We start from the raw sequence: 19,097 nt of genomic DNA on the forward strand, positions 1-19,097 counted from the left end.
CAGAGTCCAATAGTCTTAAAATGAAAAAACTCGATTTATACATTATCCGTAAATTCTTGGGAACATTCTTTTTTTCCCTGGCACTTATATTGTGTATCGTCGTTGTTTTCGATGTTGCGGAAAAGTTGGAAAAATTTATAGGGAATCAGGCCCCGTTGTCGGAGATTATTTTTCAGTATTATCTGAATTTCATACCTTATTTCGCTAATCTTTTTTCATCATTATTTACTTTTATTTCCGTAATCTTTTTTACCTCGAAAATGGCTTATGATAGTGAGATCATAGCTATATTAAGTACCGGTATCAGCTTTAAGCGTTTTTTGTTTCCTTATATGATATCTGCGGCTGTAATTGCATTGTTGTCTTTTTGTCTCAGTGCTTTTATTATTCCGAATGCCAATCAGACGCGTATTGAATTTCAGAAACGTTATATCAATAAAAAATTCAATAATAAGGAAGCTAATATCCACCGGCAGATCGCTCCCGGCGTATTTATTTATATGTCGAATTATTCGGTAGCTTCCAATATCGGATACGATTTTTCTATTGAGACGTTTAATAATGATACGTTGGTCAGTAAGCTTACGTCCAGTCGCATTACCTGGGATAAAGATAAGGAAAAATGGGTGATCAGTAATTGGAAATTGCGGGAGCTTGAAGGGAACCGGGATAAATACACGACGGGCCGGGAGATTGATACATTGCTGGGGTTTTTGCCTTCGGAATTTTCAGAGGACCCGAGTAAAATAAAGGAACAGCTTACCTTGCCGGAATTGGATGAATATATCGAACGGATGAAGTTGCGGGGAAGTTCTAATATTATCGAATTTCAGATTGAAAAATATAAAATATGGTCCAATGCTTTTGCGACTTTTATTTTGACATTAATAGGTGTGTCTATCTCTTCCCGTAAAATCCGGGGGGGAATGGGCCTGCATTTGGGGTTGGGATTGTTACTCAGTTTCTCTTACATTCTGTTTATGCAATTTTCGACTGTTTTCGCAACAAACGGGGATATGAATCCGTTATTATCCGTGTGGCTGCCGAATATACTGTTTGCGGTAATTGCGTTTTTTGTATACCGGACAGCTCCGAAATAGGAAAATAAATACAATAAATACCGATAGAAGGGTGGGCTTGTGTAGAATTGGGTGTGATAATATGTTTAATATGGAGAAAAAAATCAATAGAAGAGAAAATAACGAAGGACGTCGCCAGGAAGGTCGTTCTTTTTCCAGAAATACCCGGAATTCCGGATATAAAAGTGAAAACAAAGAATCTTCGCAGACGAATCGTCGCTATTTTGACCGGGAGAGAAAAGACAATGAAAATAAACCTCGTTTTAATTATACAAGGGAGGAGGGAAGTGTTAGGCAGGAGTCTGAATCCCGTTATCAACGCAGACCGAGAGTAGAGGAAGGCCGGAAAGAATCGGAGAATGGGGGACGGTATCAGAAGAGGGATTATTATAAGCGGGAAACAGGAACGAATCCGGCAAATCGGTCGCAGGAGAAAACCCCCGGACGTAGGAGTTATTTTTCAAAACCGACTGAAGAGAAGAATTACAGTAGGGAAAACAAATACATAAAACGCGACTATAAGCGTCAGGATTCTTTGGGGGAAGAAGGGAAGGAAGAATTGCGTAAAAAGCATTACAGTAAGAAAAAGCAGTTGGAGCATCATCGGCTTAAGGTAGAAAAAGAAGATGCTGAGTTGCGTTTGAACCGTTATATTTCTATGGGAGGGGTATGTTCACGGAGAGATGCGGACGTGTTGATAGCCGAAGGAAGAGTGAAAGTAAACGGTGAAGTTGTCCAGACTGTGGGAATTAAAGTCCGTAAGAACGATCGGGTAGAGGTTGACGATGTTTTAATTGTTCCCGAACGAAAAGTATATCTGGTACTCAATAAACCTAAAGACTACGTAACTACTGTAGAAGATCCGCTTGAACGTAAGACTGTGATGAGTTTGATAGAAGATGCGTGTAAAGAACGGATCTATCCTATCGGGCGTTTGGATCGTCAGACCACAGGCGTCTTATTGTTTACGAATGACGGTGATTTAGCCAAGAAGCTGACGCATCCGAAATATGAACACAAGAAAATATACCATGTATTTTTGAATAAACCGTTGGATGAAACGGATCTGGAAAAGATCAGTAAAGGATTGGAATTGGAGGACGGTTTTATAAAAGCCGATGAAATTAGTTATACGTCGCCTGACAGATCCGAGGTCGGGATTGAGATTCATTCGGGACGTAACCGGATTGTGAGACGGATATTTGAGCATTTGGGATACGACATCGTTCGTCTTGACCGGGTGTATTTTGCGGGAATAACCAAAAAGAATTTACCGAGAGGAAGATGGCGGTTTTTGACTTCTCAGGAGGTTCGGATATTGAAGATATATAATACTTGACGGGTTTATAAAATCAGTCCGGATTGTATATATTTTTAAATGTAATATTTTTATTTAAAAAATAATGCTTATTTTGCATTGTTTTCATTGTTAAAATATTTATTATGGTGGCACTGGTATCACAAGGAATGAACAGAATGAGGATATTACAGAAGATTTCTTATACCCCTCGTTGGATCATTTTCATTTTAGATGTATGTCTGAGTTTGTTCTCAATAGGTGTTGCTTGTTTGGTTTTAGCTAATTTTCAGATTGATAAGATCGTTTTAGAGCCTCTGATAAAGATCATGTTTATTGTTGTAGGGGTTCGGATGGTCGGATTTATTTTAGGGAAAACTTATTCCGGAATTATTCGTTATACGGGGACTGAAGATGTATTGCGGATATTTTATGTATTGACGGCCGGCGAATTGGTTCTTTTGTTGTTTAATGCCGGTTTTTTCATTTTTGATCAGACATTTTTTATTCCGTTGGGGTTTCTTTTGATTGAATATATGGTATTGATGTGTACCATGACGATACTTCGTTTATTTGTTAAAATTACATTTTCCCAATATGTCGATGCTGAAAAGGTAAAGAAAAATGTGATTATTTGCGGTAGTGACGAATACGGAATGATGGCGAAGCATGCTTTGGATAATGCTGTGGATGCCTCATACAATATCATTGCTTTCGTAGATATGAACGATAAAAAAGCAGGGAAGGTATTGGAGGGTGTCAAGATTTATAAGTCCAGTGCTTTATCTTATCTTTTGAAGCGGAATGATGTCGATAAGGTGGTAATCGCTAAAAAATTACTGGCGCAGGATAAGAAACGCCGCCTGATTGAAACCTGTCTGAAATACAATGTCAGTGTATTGGAAGTGCCTCAATTTGAAAGCTGGATTAACGGGGAGTTGAATATTAAACATATTAAAAATATCAAGATTGAGGATTTACTGGATCGTGGAGTTATAGAATTGGATGATCAGGCTTTGCGTAAACAGTTACTGAATAAAACAATTTTGGTAACAGGTGCGGCCGGTTCGATTGGAAGCGAGATTGTCCGGCAGTTGACCCGTTTTAAACCGGCACGTATCATTTTACTGGATGAGGCAGAGTCACCTCTTTATGATATACAACTGGAATTATCTGAAAAATTCCGTTTCAATGATTTCTCGGTAGAAATGGCAGATGTCCGGGATTATGACAGAACGGAAGGTATATTTGTCAGGTATCGGCCTGATATTGTGTATCATGCTGCCGCTTATAAGCATGTGCCGATGGTTGAATTATTGCCGTTGGAAGGAATAAAGACTAATGTTTTCGGAACAAAAAATGTGGCTGATCTGGCTGTGAAATACGGGTGTGATAAATTTGTTATGATTTCGACCGACAAAGCTGTGAATCCGACGAATGTAATGGGATGTACCAAACGGATTGCTGAAATATACATACAGTCGTTGAATGCTCAATCGAAAACCTGTTTTGTTACGACCCGTTTTGGTAATGTATTGGGGTCTAACGGATCTGTAATCCCCCGGTTTACCAAACAGATAGAAGAAGGTGGTCCGGTAACGGTGACACATCCGGATATTACCCGTTTTTTTATGACCATACCGGAGGCTTGTCAATTGGTATTGCAAGCCGGGGCCTTGGGAGAGGGAGGTGAGATATTCGTCTTCGATATGGGGGAAAGTGTGAAAATTGTCGATTTGGCTCGTAAAATGATTAAACTTTCCGGATTTGAAGTAGGTAAAGATATACATATTGTATTTACAGGTCTCCGGCCGGGTGAAAAACTATACGAAGAAGTGTTGAACGTAAAGGAGACGACATTGCCGACACCCCATAAACGAATTAAACGGGCTAAAGTGCGTGAATATGATTTTGAAGAAATCAAGCAGGAAATCATAGAGTTGCGTATGATTGTCGATAAGGGAAATGTTTTTGAAACGGTAAGAAAAATGAAGTTTATTGTGCCTGAATTCAAATCCAAAAATTCCGTTTATGAGGAGATTGACTTTCAACTTGAAGCAAACCGGGTAGATCTGATGATGGAAAAGGCTGTACAAGAATAAATATATTGGTAATATTAAAGTGAACATGGAATATTCTTCTTCCTGGTATGCTTTGCATACCGCTCCCCGTGCAGAAAAGAAAGTGAAGGAAAGGTTGGAAGAACAAGGGATCGAGAATTACTTACCTTTAAAAATTGAAACACGTATCTGGAGCGACCGTAAGAAAAAAATCGCAGTACCATTAATTCCCGGATACATCTTTGTTTGTGTTTCTGCAAATGACTTTTTGAAAGTATTGAATACAACGGGAGCAGTGGCTTTTTTAAAGGAAAAATCGGCACCTGCAGCTATTCCTGTAGATCAGATCAGGCGTTTACGGATGATGGTAGAGCATGCGGTTGATGAGATTGAATTTGTAAACAATCCTTTGCGGATTGGAGATAAGATAAGAGTAAAGCAAGGTGAGTTGGAGGGATTGATCGGGGATCTTATTGAGATGCGGGGAAAATATAAGATTGCCATTCGTTTGCAATATTTCGGCTGTGCTTTGACAACTATACCTTTGGGATGGATTGAAAAGCTGGAATGATCGGTTCATTTGTGAAAAAAGGAGGTGGGTGTTTTATTTTATCAGATGATTTAGGTAATTTTGTAACTTATATATAGAATATTAATTAAACGGAAATCGGCGTGAAAAAAATAGCATTGTTGTTATTAGGAGTTTGTCTGATTATACAGGCTTGGGGACAAGTGTCCGATAATGATGTAATTCAGATGGTTTTAACGGCCCAGAAACAGGGGATGAGTCAGCAGCAGATTGCTGTTATGCTGTTACAGAAGGGGGTGACCAAAGAACAACTGTTGCGATTGAAAGATACTTATGAGAAAGGTGAGTTGAATTTGAAAGATGCCGGGAACGTCACGACCGATACCCGGATACGCCAGTTACCGTTGAAACAGAACGATAAAAAGACCGATAGCCGTTATCTGAAAGAGGATGAATTGACGGGAAAACCTTTGTTTGAAGCTCCGCGTGGAGAAAATGTTTCTTTCATCGATTCGATTGGAAATATAATGCAGCCTCCCTATCCTGTGGAGACGGAAAAAAGTGTCATCTTCGGTAAGGATATTTTTAATAATACGTTGCTGACTTTTGAACCGCAATTGAATATTGCAACTCCGGACAATTATCTGTTGGGGCCCGGGGATGAAGTGATTATTGATATATGGGGAAATTCAGAGGCGAATATAAGGCAGGTTATTTCTCCGGATGGTAATATTGTTGTACAAGGTATCGGACCGGTTTATTTGAACGGACTGACGGTAAAAGAAGCGAATGCCCGTGTGAAAAATGAATTCAGTAAGATTTATGCGATTGCTTCCGGTAATGTGTCTATCCGTCTGACTCTGGGACAAATCCGAAGTATTCAGGTGAATGTGATGGGCGAAGTTGCGGTGCCGGGTACCTATACCTTACCTTCTTTAGCCTCCGCTTTTCATGCTTTGTACAATGCAGGAGGTGTAAATCCGATCGGTTCTTTACGTAGTATAAAGATATACAGGAATGGGAAAGAAGTTGCTGATGTGGATATTTATGAATATATCATGCAGGGAAAGAACGACCTGAATATTCTTTTACAGGACGGGGATGTCATTGTGGTAAGTCCGTATGTTAATCTGGTGGACTTATCCGGTAAAGTAAAACGTCCTATGATTTATGAAATGAAAAATCAGGAGACCGTAGCTGATATTTTGAGTTATGCCGGAGGATTTACAGGAGATGCTTATAAAAAGAATGTACGGGTAATTCGGAAAAGCGGCCGGGAACATCAGATATATAATGTTGATGAAAATAACTTCGATACATTTATTATGACGGATGGAGACCAGATATCTGTGGATTCCGTGCTTCCTCGTTTCGAGAATAAAGTAGAAATAAAAGGAGCCGTTTATCGGGAAGGTTTATATGCAATCGGTGAGGGGGTAAATACGTTGAAAGAACTGCTTGATAAAGCCGAGGGAGTTCGGGGGGATGCGTTTTTGAACCGGGCTGTACTCTATCGGGAAAAACCGGACCTGACCTTAGAGGTACTTTCTGTTGATATAGCTGGATTGATAGAGGGGACGGCCGAAGATATTGCTTTGAAGAAAAATGATGTTTTATATGTACCCTCGGTTTTTGACTTACAAGAAGATTTTACGATTGTTGTAAAAGGAGCTGTACGAAATCCGGGTACTTATAAATTTGCCGATAATATGACCCTTGAAGATCTGGTGATTCAATGTGGTGGGTTGCTGGAATCAGCTTCGACCGTTAAAATCGATGTTGCCCGCAGAATCAAGGATCCGAAAAGCACTACAGTCGGTGATATGAGGGCTGAAACTTTTACCTTTACCCTCAAAGACGGTTTGATAACGGGAGGCCAACCGGGATTTACGTTAAAACCGTTTGACGAGGTATATATCCGGCGTTCTCCCGGATACCAGGAGCAACAGGATGTGTTTGTCGACGGAGAAGTGATGTTTGGAGGAGAATATGCATTGGCCAAAAAGGGAGAACGTCTTTCCGATATCGTTATTAAAGCAGGCGGACTTACGCCTGAGGCTTATCCGGAAGGAGCACGTTTGATGCGCAAAACAACCCCGGAGGAGAAAAAGCTTATACAACAAACAATTATGAAATTGACTCAACAAGGGGGGAATGATACGATTGATATAGCACTGATGAATTTGGGTGATTATTATCCGGTTGGAATAGAGTTGAAGAAAGCTTTGGAAAATCCGGGGTCCGATTACGATGTTATTTTGAAAGAAGGAGATCAGTTGGTGATACCCGAGTATTCCGGAACCGTCAAGATTAGCGGAGCTGTGATGTATCCGAATACGGTGGTGTATAAGCCGAAAGCGAAAACTTCCTATTACATTTCACAGGCGGGTGGTTTTGCACAGAGGGCTCGCAAACGCAGAGCTTTTGTGATTTATATGAATGGAACGGTCGCTGTGGCCAGAGGAGGACGATTGGATATAAAGCCCGGATGTGAAATTATCGTGCCGATGAAGCAGCCGCGTAAAGGATTAGGATTGGCTGAAATTATGAGTTTGACAACTTCAACAACTTCAATGGCCGCAATGATAACATCAATCATTAATTCGACGAAATAAGATGGAACAGCATGTAAATACGTCGCCTATGAATAATCCGGAGCAGGAAATCGATTTGGTAGAGGTTATCCGGAAGCTTTGGAGAAACCGTAAACTCATATTGAAAGTTACGGTTGCTTTTATGATATTAGGTGTTTTAGTGGCTCTTTTCAGTGCGAAGGAATATACTGCCGGTAGTACGTTGGTACCTCAGTCTTCTGATAAAAAGATAGGTGGAAGTTTGAGTGGTTTGGCTGCCATGGCGGGAATCAATCTTGGTGATATGACGGGGGGAGAAGTATTGTCTCCGAAAATTTATCCGAAAGTTTTGGCCAGTATTCCTTTTCAAAAGGATATCATGTATACTCGGGTTAAATTTGAAGATTTCGATGAACCGGTGACGGTATTGGATTATTATACGAATGAAGAGTATCAAAGATTTAGTTTGGGGAAAACGATCGTTAAATATACAATCGGATTACCGGGAGTTATTCTCAAGGCAATCCGGGGAGAACAGCCGGAGCCGGAATTTTCCGGTTCAGCAGAGAATCAGATTCAAAGCTTATCCAAAGATGAGAAAAAATGTATAGATATTTTGAAGGATAAGATCAATTTGAATCTGAATGAAAAAGACGGTTACGTTCAGCTGAGTGTCGATATGCCCGATGCCTGGTCTGCTGCTCAATTGGCTGAAAGGGTACAAGTGTTATTACAAAAATACATTACCGAGTTTAAAATTGAAAAAGTACAGTCGAATCTTGATTTTGTACAAGGGCGTTATGATGAGGCCAAACGGGATTTTGAACAAGTGCAGGAGGAAAGGGCTATTTTCCGGGATGCCAATAAAAATCTTATTTCAGCCAAGGCCCAGACTGAGCAGGAAAAACTGGATACCCGCTATAATCTGACACTTAGTATTTATACGGAATTGGCAAAGCAGTTGGAGCAGGCAAAGATACAGGTAAAAGAAACAACACCTGTATTTACGATTGTGGATCCGGTTACAGTACCTATCGAGCGTTCTAAACCCAAACGGGCTTTGATCTGTATACTTTTTACTTTCCTGGGCGGTTTCGCCGGAATAGGATTGGTACTTACTTTGCCGTTTTTAGCGAAAGTTTCCGGCAATGAGAAGTTAAATAAATATATTAAAGAATAATCTAAGGGTAGTTCCTGCTTATCGTATTGATGTCAGGAACTGTCTTTATCGATAAAGCTTGGAAAACCGGATGGCGTAGATAAAGATAGCGATAAAGCAAAGAAGGGGGATAATAAATCCTATGGCCATCGACTCTTCTCCGAGCATCCCCATCATAATTGGTGCGATAGCTCCTCCTACAATCGACATAATTAAAATAGAAGAAGCTTTTTTGGTATGATATCCCAAACCTTTCAATGATAAGGCAAAAATGGTTGGGAACATTATGGATTCAAATAAAAAGCATAAAAATAATGCTGTAATTGAAATCCATTTCAGTTGAGTCAGGACGATAAGCATCATCAGAATGGCTCCTATACCGTTTATGCCGAGTAGAAATGTAGCTTTTACTTTGCGCATCAGATAACTGCCGGCAAAACGGCCTGCCATAAATAATCCCATTCCTCCGAATGACAATAATAAGGAAGCTGTCCGGTTGGAAATTTCCGGAGCTGCTTCCGTTACATAATTGATAAAGAAACTGTTGATTCCTGTTTGAGCTGCAACATAGAGGAATAAAACGACAACTCCCCATACGAAATGGGGATATCGGTGCAATTTTTTTTCAATAATAGCGGAAAAGCTTTCTTCCTTTACTTCCGGAAGCGGTATGCATATAAAACAAAGTGCGATGACAATTACCGAGCAGCCGATGATCAGATAAGGATATATGATGTCACTGGCTTGACTGTCATCGGAAAACAAAATCAAGCCTCCGATCAATGGACCGAAAATCCATCCCAATCCGTTGAAAGATTGAGCCAGATTTAATCGGCTGGCAGCATTTTCCGGTTCTCCCAAAACCGTTACATAAGGATTGGAAGCTGTTTCCAGGCAAGTCAAACCACAACCGATGATAAACAAGGAAAATAAGAAGAAATAGAAAGACATCAAAAAACTTCCCGGAATAAACAGGAATGCTCCTAATCCGTATAATAAAAGTCCGAGGATGATGCCGGCCCTGTAGCCGTAGCGTTTGATAAACATACCGGCTGGTAATGCCATCAGAAAATAGCCACCGTAAACAACAGCCTGTATCAGTGCTGACTTCGTTTTGGAAATAACCAGTACTTCTTGAAAATGTTTGTTCAGAACATCCAGGATACTATGTGCAAATCCCCATAAAAAAAACAGGGAAGTGACCAGGATAAAAGGGTATAAATAGGAAACTCCTTCTTTGGTTTTTACAATAGATAATTTCATCTGGTTTATAACTTAAAAATTCGTTCCATCAATTGCCATTTTTCGGCTGAAGTAGCAGAAGCACTTGCCTGCTGAAAACGGGAGACATAAGCTTCCCATTCGGCTTGCCTGGGAAGAGCGGCTAATCGCTGATTGTCTTTTACCCAGTCAAAAGCGTCCGTTGTTTCCACAATCATAAAAAGTGTATTTCCGTGGATGTATATTTCCATGTCCAAAATACCTACTTCCCGGATGCCTGCTTTGATTTCCGGCCAGATTTGCCGGTGTATTTCTGTATATTGTCTGATCAATTCCAGATCTTCTTTTAAATGCAATGTCTGACAAAATCTTTTCATATATAATGATATAGTATATTTTAAATTGAATTTATAACCGTTTCCCAATTTTAAATTCTCAGATTTTATACTTCAAATTAACTGTTTTATACGGATAACTTATGATCTGCTGATTTGTAATCCTTTTTTCGATAACGTCATTTCTACAAACCGGGCTAACTTATTCGGCGGGTTTTGCGTCAATGTCCGTTTAATTTTTACGGCAGCTTCCGGGTCTTTGGCTATCATATACAAATATCCGCCACCTCCGGCTCCCGGTAGTTTATAACCTAAAGCATAATCGTCGATTTGCCGGATCAGAGCTTCTATAGCTTCCGGATTCGTTCCCCGGTCCAAAGCCTTGTTTTGGGTCCAGGTCTTTTTAACGAGTGTTCCTAAAGTTGGGAAACAGCCTTTTTGAATAGCGTCGGATAGATCTGCAGCATGTTCTTTCATTTCTTTTAGCAGATGCAGATGTTTTGTTTCGTTGAGGAACATACCCTTTACAATTTCTGCCAGAATATTTTTGGCCGTCCGGGTAATACCGGTGTAATAAAGTAAATGACACGATTTATATTCCGGCTCGGTAAACAACATATCCGGCAGCCATTTTACGCTGGGGCTCTGTTCAAATCCTTGTTGCGTCTCAATGCATTTTATACCTTGCAATACTCCACCGAACTGATCTTGCCAGCCTCCTCCGGTGGTAAGCAATTGCTCCAGAATAAGAGTGCGGCGGCAGATTTCGTTTTTATCCCATCCCATTCCGCAAAAATCCGATAAAGCCCCAAGTATGGTAGCTGCTAAAACGGAAGAGGTCCCTAAACCGGAACCGGCCGGAATTGCGGAGAGTAGAGTGATTTCCAGACCTCCGCCTATCGTTTGTAACTGTTCTTCCAGACTGCTGTATCTTATGTCTGAAAAGTCCGGAGAAAAACCACTGAGGACCAGAGCCGCTTTCGGTATAGAAAAGGGAGAGCCTACTTTAGTAAAGTGATGTAGTTCTTCATAAGTCGTAATGACTTCCATAGCTCCCAAATCAATCGAACGCAGGATGATTCGGTTTGCCGGATTTGGTTTTATATATACTTGTATGGGAGGTTGTCCGTTTAATTCGATAGCAATGTTGACAACCCGCCCGCCTTCATTCAGACAATAGGGAGGGGTATCTGTCCAGCCTCCAGCCAGGTCTATGCGTACCGGACTGCGGCTCCATACAATTTGATCTGCATATACAGATCTGCCGGGAGATAATTTTTGAGAGTGTACGGATTCGATCAGGCCTTCCCGAAGTAGTGCAAAAGCTTTGTTTTCCTCCGGTAAAAATTCTTTTCCGGATAATTGTAAAACCTTGGCTCTGAACATGTGATCACGTATCCGGGTCATCCGGTTACAACCGGAAGGGAGAGGGTGCGGCAGATCGATGTGATTGGTTACGAATTTTTGGGCAGCATCCATCAGATTCAGTTGATAGAATACACTTTTTTCGTAATTCTTAGCCAGAAAACTCCAATTTTTAATTTGAAATTCTTTGCGTTGCCCGAATAATCGTATCAGATTCGCCTGGGCAGAAATAGTATCGGCAGAAAGCCGTCGGGATTTCAACCACAATGCTTTACCTGTGTCTGAACCGGGAGTATGGATCATCCATTTGAGTATCTCTTCGGCTTCTTCTATCGAATGAGATACCGGAAAAAGAGCGGCAGATTGGATATCGGTATCCGGGTTCAACAGACTGGTCGGCCAGCTTAAGTTTCTTGTTTCCAGCCATTGTTTGAATGGATGTCCCATAAAAAGGGTTGACGGATGGTCCAGGGGACCTTTAAAAGCGTCATTAAAACCATAGGGACGAATGGCATAGGCTTTTTCTCCGATCGGTACGATATCGATACATACGCCTGCCGGTATCTCTATGGTCCATTCGTTTCGCGGTATACCGGTGAACAGATGTTGATTGTGAATTTTCCAACCTTTACCGAGGTGGCTGTTTTCTATCCAGAGATTGGAGTTGTCGGCAGTAAGCGGAATTTCGATCTCTGCATTTTGTACAAACATGGCCGGATGAGGTTTTACATGGCGTTGTACAATCATCCGTTGGTCGTGTACCCGGTTTTGTACCGCAAGCGTCGATGATATCAGTTCCCGGCTTGTCCCGTAATGGTAAAACTCTCCGCCCGGCAGGGGTAGAATGGCTACGCTCAGTGTATTTAGTTCCGGATCGTTGATTTTAGGATGCATTCCCAATGTCAGACCGAAATCCGAATATAGATCGTAATACCGGAATTCTTTATTGCTACTGCTATGCGACCGCTTTATCAGTAATTCGACCGCTTTATCACTCAATATCCAAATCCCGATATCCATCAGGAACAGATGTGTGGCCATAAGTTGCCCTAGTTCTTCTACAGATGGTTTTTGCAACATATAGTCCAGTACGTCCGGATTTTCCCGGGAGGCTATGAAAACCCCGTGATTGGTGGCTATGGACGGATCAGTCCATAATCCGTAACAGATGACATCGGCTTGGGGAATCTCTTGTAAAGGTTCGTTGTTACGTATATAAACATCCCCGCTGGCAATGAGGGTATGTAGACCTTGCGGGGCAATTTCCATTATTTTTTCGTAAAGGGGAAGTTGCAAAGACAATAAATTCTGGTCGAAACATTGTCCCGTTGCCCAACGGAATACCGGGATCGGTGTCAAAATCTTACCTGAAGGGGCATATCCCGGAAGTCTTCGGCTTTGGCCTCCGGCATGCAGGAGAATTCGTTTTTCCTGTTTCAGCCAATCGTTAAACGGTTTATGAGGTGCATCGTTTTCCCTGCATTTTTCCAATAGCCAGCTTGTCCCGCCTCCCGAACCTAATTTATGATCGGTTGGGTCTGAAGTACAAAACCATTCCTGCCGGTCTGCGTTTTGCAATTTGTGAAAGTAACCGACTAAATTTGCCGGTAACGACAACAATTTTTTCATCCTGCTTTATTTGTCATAACACACCCGGGTATATTCCCTGTATCCAATCGTCAATTTTTAAGAGCTAATTCGTGTGGCAATCTAAAATCTACAATTTACAATTCTCGCTCTTATACCATTCGTACATTTTTTTAATCCCTTCTCCGATTTCTATTTTATGGTGCCATCCTAATTTATGCAGTTTGCCGACATCCGTTAACTTACGCATTGTTCCGTCGGGTTTTTCTGCGTTGAAACGTAATGTTCCTTTGTAACCAACTTCTTTTACAATCAGATTTGCCAGTTCGGCAATCGTCAATTCTTTACCCGTTCCGATATTGATGTGGCAGTTACGTATTTCCGGAGAATTGCCTTTGAGATCCTGAAAGTCGACTCTTTCCATAATAAATACGCAGGCATCCGCCATTTCTTCACTCCATAGGAATTCACGCAGAGGCTTGCCGGTTCCCCACAGTTCCACGGCAGACGTTGTAATACCGTATTTAGCCAGAATTGCTAAGATAGTCTCTTGCGGAGCGTTCCCATCGACTCCTTCTACGGGACGTTTATTCAGATCATAACGTACCGCTTCCCAATTCTCTTCATGCAGGTATCGCCCCAAATGTATTTTCCGGATCATCGCCGGTAATACGTGGCTTCGTTCCAGGTCGAAATTGTCATTCGGTCCGTATAAATTGGTCGGCATAACGGCGATATAATTGGTATCGTATTGCAGATTGAAGCTTTCGCACATCTTCAGTCCTGCAATTTTCGCAATGGCGTAAGGTTCGTTTGTATATTCCAGGGGTGATGTGAGAAGAGCTTCTTCTTTCATCGGTTGTCCGGCATCCCGCGGATAAATGCAGGTGCTGCCCAGAAACAAGAGTTTTTTAACTTTATGCCGAAAACTTTCTCCAATGATGTTTTGCTGAATTTGCAGATTCCGGTAGATAAAATCGGCCCGGTAAATATTGTTTGCCATAATGCCGCCGACATATGCTGCTGCCAGAAATACGTATTCCGGTTTCTCCCGGTCGAAAAATTCCCGTACGGCAACTCCGTCCAGTAAATCTAACTCTTTATGGCTTTTCCCGATCAGATTTGTATAACCTTTCGTCTGTAAATTTTGCCATATAGCAGAACCGACCAGTCCTTTATGTCCGGCAACGTATATTTTACTTGTCTTTTCCATTATTATAATTTACTCCGGATTATCAGATATCTGTTTATTTTTGAAAAAATCCGAATAATCTTACGTCTTATTCTGCTTTTTTATACAATTTTTTCACAAACCGCATATCATGCTCAACCATGATATGTACTAACTCTTCGAAAGAAGTCTTAGTCGGATTCCATTTTAACAGGGTTTTGGCTTTGGTCGGATCTCCCAGCAATTGGTCTACTTCTGTCGGCCGGAAATATTTCGGATCGACTTCTACCAGTGTTTTTCCTGTTTTCCGGTCTATTCCTTTTTCATCTATTCCGTTTCCTTGCCATTCCAATTCTATACCTGCTTCTTTAAAAGCCAGAGTACAGAAATCCCGTACGGAGTGCATCTGTCCTGTTGCAATGACAAAATCCTCCGGAGTTTCGTGTTGCAGCATCAGCCACATACATTCCACATAATCTTTGGCATATCCCCAGTCACGCAGAGAGTTTAGATTTCCTACGTATAATTTATCCTGAAATCCTTGTACGATGCGGCTGGCTGCCAGGGTAATTTTGCGGGTAACGAATGTTTCGCCCCGGCGTTCGCTTTCGTGATTGAAAAGAATACCGTTTACGGCAAACATACCGTAAGCTTCCCGGTAGTTTTTAGTAATCCAGAAACCGTATTGTTTGGCAACACCATAAGGACTACGGGGATAAAAGGGGGTGGTTTCTTTTTGCGGTACTTCCTGTACCAAACCGAATAATTCCGAAGTCGAAGCCTGGTATATCCGGGTCTTTTTTTCCAGCCCAAGAATCCGTACGGCCTCCAGCAAACGTAAAGTACCTACGGCGTCGGAGTCGGCGGTGTATTCCGGTACATCAAAACTGACTTTTACATGACTTTGTGCTGCCAGGTTGTATATTTCATCGGGTTGTACCAATTGAATAATCCGTATTAACGAACTCGAGTCTGTCATGTCGCCGTAATGCAGATTGATCAACCGTTGTTGTTTCATATCCCGTACCCATTCATCCAGATATAAATGTTCAATCCGTGCCGTATTGAAAGACGACGACCGTCTCATAATCCCATGTACTTCATATCCTTTCTCAATCAGGAATTCAGCCAAAAACGATCCGTCCTGTCCCGTAATTCCTGTAATTAACGCTGTTTTTTTCATATATCGTTTAGATTCCGTAAATATTCGTCTAATATTATCCTGCAAATATCGTAAATATATTTGAAATATAAAGATATTAAAAAAAGCATACCGTTGAGAATTGGTATGCTTTTCAATAATGACGGATCGGTATTTTCGCTATATTAAAATATTTTCTTCGGAAATAGGCGTATAAGGACCGTCTTTGACCTCAAAAATAACAGTCCCGGATGCTAATACTTCCAAGGTATGCCATTGTCCTATGGGAATATTTACACCGTAATTTCCCTGTGACGGATCAAGCACGACAGTGTCGGTAATTTGTTTCATATCGTTATAAAGGAGTACTTTGATTTTGCCTCTTATTACTAAATAAGTTTCTGCCGTATGTGTATGCCGGTGTATCGGTAGTTCGGTTCCGGGTTCCAGGGCATTTAACAGACGTTGTGCTCCGGCTTCCGGAGAAGTATGAAAGTTATAATTCATTCTCAGACGTTGGTTCTCCTTAGCTTTTCTACTTACCTGATCGAGTAATTGATCTTCGATGATTTCCATTTTATAAATGTATTTTATGTTTGATCTGCGATTGGGATATAAAGTTACACTATCAATAAGTCACTATGTGAATTTTAAACTTATAAGTAAAATCATCATTTGGTTTATTCATAAATTACACAATGAGTCCGTCCCAGTGTGTCATTTACGGACTGAATTATTTTTTACTTGTAAACTACAACTAAGGTTTATTTATATGGAGATGAAAATATTTTTTCATGAATCCTATATAACCACAGCATAAAATTAAAATGATTGCACCTAAATACCAAAAACGGTAGTTATAAAAAACAATGTATCCTGCAAATATACATACCTGGAGTAACATATAACATCCGGCAACGGCCGTATGCGGAATTTTTAATTCGTTCGCCATTAACTGGTATAAGTGTTTGCGGTGGGGAAGGCCTATATTTTCATGCAGGATCAGCCGATGAATGATTGTAAGAATACTGTCGACACCATAGACACTTAATAGTATGATATAACTTGCATCCTGGGTGAAAATAATCAATTTTCCCAATAAAAACAGGATAATAAAAGCAATACTCACAGAACCGATGTCTCCGGCAAAACATTTGGCCTTATTCCGGAAGTTGAAAATATTGAAGACGGTTACGGCAAGTAATATGATCCATAGAAATTGTGATTCGATAAAGGTAATCCGAAATTCATTGATGTAGGTCAGACAGCCTAATATAACCAGACTATAGCCTCCCGTAATCCCGTTTATTCCGTCCATAAAATTATAGGCGTTGATAATTCCCGTACATACAATAAGCGCAACAGGAATATACCACCAGGGGAGTGAAGCGATACCCCATTGGTAAAACAGTAGCAGCATGGCTGTAAAATGAAATATCAATCGGACTTTTTGGGATACCGATCGTATATCGTCGATAAAACTGATACCTGCGATCAGGGTTAACGCTAGTACAAACCAAGGATATTCGAAATGGTGGGTAAAAGAATACAATAATACACCGAAATAGAAAACAATTCCGCCCCCCCGCAGGGTGATCCGGGTATGTGATCCTCTTGCGCTCGGTTTGTCGATAATGTTAAATCGATCTGCTATGCGGAAGTAAATCAATTCTGCGCATAATAACAGAAGAAAAATAAACAGATAATACATACTAAAATGAGATAAATAACGCACTGGAGCGGATGTTTTGTGGAATTTTAAATATTCCTCAATTTTTTATTTATTACTGGAAACTCCGGATTGTTTTTTCGAGTCCTTCTCTGGCGTGTACAGGCATCCGGTCGATCTCCAACGCTGCTTTTATTTTGGCATTCGACACTACGTAATTTTCGGTCAGTTTTTGAAGCCTTTCTAAATTTAAGGGCAGATGAATGACACTGCCCAATCGGGCGCATCCCGTCATAAACCCTTTATTGACTTTCCAGATATGCGGTTTTTTCCCCATCACGTTACACATGATTTCGATTAATTCATTGGTAGATAGGGATTCGTCGTCCGCGATATGATAAATTCCGGAAATGACATTTTTTTGAATCAATCCGTCGATTATATAGCAAAGGTTGTCGATGGATGTGAATGACCGCCTGTTTTCAAAATCGCCTAATGGCCAGGGCAAGCCTTTTTTCACCAGATTATACAATAGGTTCAGGTTGCCCTTATTCCCTGGCCCGTGGATCATACAGGGTCTTAATATGTATACTTGTTTCCGGTTTTCCCATTTTTCTTTTTGGGAAAGGATATAATCTTCCGCAGCAATTTTACTTTCACCATACGGGCCTTTAGGACACGGAATGACCGCTTCTGTCAGTACATCACCTACGACAAAGTCAGCAGCTGCTTTTACGGAACTGAAAAAAATAAATTTTTTTGCATTGGATTGCAGAAAAAAGTCGAAAGCCTTCCTGGTCAATCCCGTGTTGATATCGAAATATTCCTGTGCCTGAGCCTCATTTTTAGTGTCATGTGCTTTGCCTGCCAAATGAATAATTATGTCGATCTGTCTCAGTAACTTTACTTTGTCCACTTCTTCAGAAGTGTAAAATTGTTCCGGATTATCCAAATCTTTCCATTGGAATGTAGTTTCTACCCCATCTTTTACAGGAAATATGATATCGACTCCATATATTTTATGTATTTTTTGTAAATAAAATACTAAATTTGAACCCACAAAACCATGAATTCCGGTAATCAAAATATTCATATAATTATTTTTTTTCTTAATTCGAAAATTTTGTAAAAATATTTGAACGTAAGGAAAAAGAGATTGGTGTAGATACCATATTTTCGACAAGCTTTTACGATTTCCCGGTTAAGAATAATCCGGCTTTTGATCCCAGTCGTACTTACGCCACCTGTTCGCATGGTTACAAAATCCATTTTTATATACTTATATTTTATCCGGTTCACATACAGGAAGCGGATTAATAAATCGTAGTCTGCTGCAATTTTGTAGTTCAGGGCATATAGGCCGTATTTTTCATAGCATTCCCGTTTGACATAAAAAGAGGGGTGGGCCGGCATAAAGCCGAACCGAAATAATGCAGGACGAAAGATGGAGGATGAGTAATAACGTACGCACTTTTGTAAATTTCCCGGATTTACGAAATGTATATCCCCATATACGGCATCTATTTCATTTTTATCGAATTCTTCTGCAATTCGTGTAAGTACATCATTGGAGGTAAAGAAATCGTCTGAATTTAAAATACCGACAACATCTCCTGTTGCCATCCGGATACCTTTGTTCATTGCATCGTAAAGCCCTTTGTCTTTTTCTCTGTACCACTGTAAACGACTACCGAATAAAGGTTTGTATTGTTTGATAATTTCAGGGGTTTTTTCATCCGATCCGCCGTCAATAATAATATATTCTATGTCCTGATAAGTTTGAGAAAGAACGCTCTTCAGCGTATCGGTAAGTGTTTGTGCACTGTTATAGGTTGGAGTAATAACACTTATAAGCATTAAGGTATGAAATTATGGTAATATTTCGGATTTAGTACGTTTGGGATTGAGTGG

15 protein-coding genes are annotated in these 19,097 nt (G+C 40.5%); 6 read left to right on the plus strand and 9 right to left on the minus strand.

What is annotated here, in order from left to right; genetic code table 11:
- Window positions 1-20: 20 nt before the first annotated feature.
- From DD657_RS05295 to DD657_RS05320, 6 genes are all read left to right on the plus strand, one after another.
- The gene (locus tag DD657_RS05295) at window positions 21-1,100 is read left to right on the plus strand and encodes an LptF/LptG family permease (RefSeq protein ID WP_021988437.1); all 1,080 of its coding nucleotides are present in this window, start codon (window positions 21-23) and stop codon (window positions 1,098-1,100) included.
- 70 nt (window positions 1,101-1,170) lie between these two features.
- Window positions 1,171-2,418, plus strand: a complete 1,248-nt coding sequence (locus DD657_RS05300) for a pseudouridine synthase (protein ID WP_273133560.1) — start codon at window positions 1,171-1,173, stop codon at window positions 2,416-2,418.
- Between the two features lie 104 nt (window positions 2,419-2,522).
- On the plus strand, window positions 2,523-4,478 hold the full coding sequence (locus DD657_RS05305; protein ID WP_021988439.1) for a polysaccharide biosynthesis protein: 1,956 nt from the start codon (window positions 2,523-2,525) through the stop codon (window positions 4,476-4,478).
- 25 nt (window positions 4,479-4,503) lie between these two features.
- Window positions 4,504-5,007 (plus strand): UpxY family transcription antiterminator, encoded by a 504-nt coding sequence (locus DD657_RS05310; protein WP_021988440.1) that lies wholly within the window; start codon window positions 4,504-4,506, stop codon window positions 5,005-5,007.
- A 101-nt stretch (window positions 5,008-5,108) separates the two neighbouring features.
- Entirely contained in the window at window positions 5,109-7,580 is a 2,472-nt protein-coding gene (locus DD657_RS05315; protein WP_287048859.1) for an SLBB domain-containing protein, read from the plus strand.
- Between the two features lies 1 nt (window position 7,581).
- Window positions 7,582-8,718, plus strand: a complete 1,137-nt coding sequence (locus DD657_RS05320) for a Wzz/FepE/Etk N-terminal domain-containing protein (protein WP_287048860.1) — start codon at window positions 7,582-7,584, stop codon at window positions 8,716-8,718.
- Window positions 8,719-8,763: 45 nt separating this feature from the next.
- On the opposite strand, the gene DD657_RS05325 is transcribed toward DD657_RS05320, so the two are convergent.
- From DD657_RS05325 to DD657_RS05365, 9 genes are all read right to left on the minus strand, one after another.
- Window positions 8,764-9,960 (minus strand): sugar MFS transporter, encoded by a 1,197-nt coding sequence (locus DD657_RS05325; RefSeq protein WP_287048862.1) that lies wholly within the window; start codon window positions 9,958-9,960, stop codon window positions 8,764-8,766.
- A 5-nt stretch (window positions 9,961-9,965) separates the two neighbouring features.
- Window positions 9,966-10,295 carry an L-rhamnose mutarotase gene (locus DD657_RS05330; protein WP_021988444.1) on the minus strand — a complete coding sequence of 110 codons (330 nt, stop codon included), beginning with the start codon at window positions 10,293-10,295 and terminating at the stop codon, window positions 9,966-9,968.
- Between the two features lie 99 nt (window positions 10,296-10,394).
- Window positions 10,395-13,247 (minus strand): bifunctional fucokinase/fucose-1-phosphate guanylyltransferase, encoded by a 2,853-nt coding sequence (locus DD657_RS05335; protein ID WP_287048864.1) that lies wholly within the window; start codon window positions 13,245-13,247, stop codon window positions 10,395-10,397.
- Between the two features lie 88 nt (window positions 13,248-13,335).
- Entirely contained in the window at window positions 13,336-14,418 is a 1,083-nt protein-coding gene (locus DD657_RS05340; RefSeq protein ID WP_068689929.1) for a GDP-L-fucose synthase family protein, read from the minus strand.
- Window positions 14,419-14,485: 67 nt separating this feature from the next.
- The gene (gene gmd, locus DD657_RS05345) at window positions 14,486-15,559 is read right to left on the minus strand and encodes a GDP-mannose 4,6-dehydratase (protein WP_118774144.1); all 1,074 of its coding nucleotides are present in this window, start codon (window positions 15,557-15,559) and stop codon (window positions 14,486-14,488) included.
- Between the two features lie 138 nt (window positions 15,560-15,697).
- Window positions 15,698-16,093 (minus strand): WbuC family cupin fold metalloprotein, encoded by a 396-nt coding sequence (locus tag DD657_RS05350; protein ID WP_118774145.1) that lies wholly within the window; start codon window positions 16,091-16,093, stop codon window positions 15,698-15,700.
- A 181-nt stretch (window positions 16,094-16,274) separates the two neighbouring features.
- Complete coding sequence (locus DD657_RS05355; RefSeq protein WP_287048934.1) at window positions 16,275-17,228, minus strand: MraY family glycosyltransferase; 954 nt, start codon at window positions 17,226-17,228, stop codon at window positions 16,275-16,277.
- 73 nt (window positions 17,229-17,301) lie between these two features.
- A complete protein-coding gene (locus tag DD657_RS05360) occupies window positions 17,302-18,279 on the minus strand; it encodes an NAD-dependent epimerase/dehydratase family protein (protein WP_287048866.1) in 978 nt (325 codons plus the stop codon).
- Window positions 18,276-19,043: a glycosyltransferase family 2 protein gene (locus DD657_RS05365; RefSeq protein ID WP_287048867.1), complete on the minus strand. Its 768-nt coding sequence runs from the start codon at window positions 19,041-19,043 to the stop codon at window positions 18,276-18,278. Before DD657_RS05365 ends, DD657_RS05360 begins: the two co-directional genes overlap by 4 nt.
- Window positions 19,044-19,097: the final 54 nt, after the last annotated feature.

It is taken from the genome of Culturomica sp. (assembly GCF_003524185.1).
Lineage (GTDB): Bacteria > Bacteroidota > Bacteroidia > Bacteroidales > Marinifilaceae > Culturomica > Culturomica massiliensis.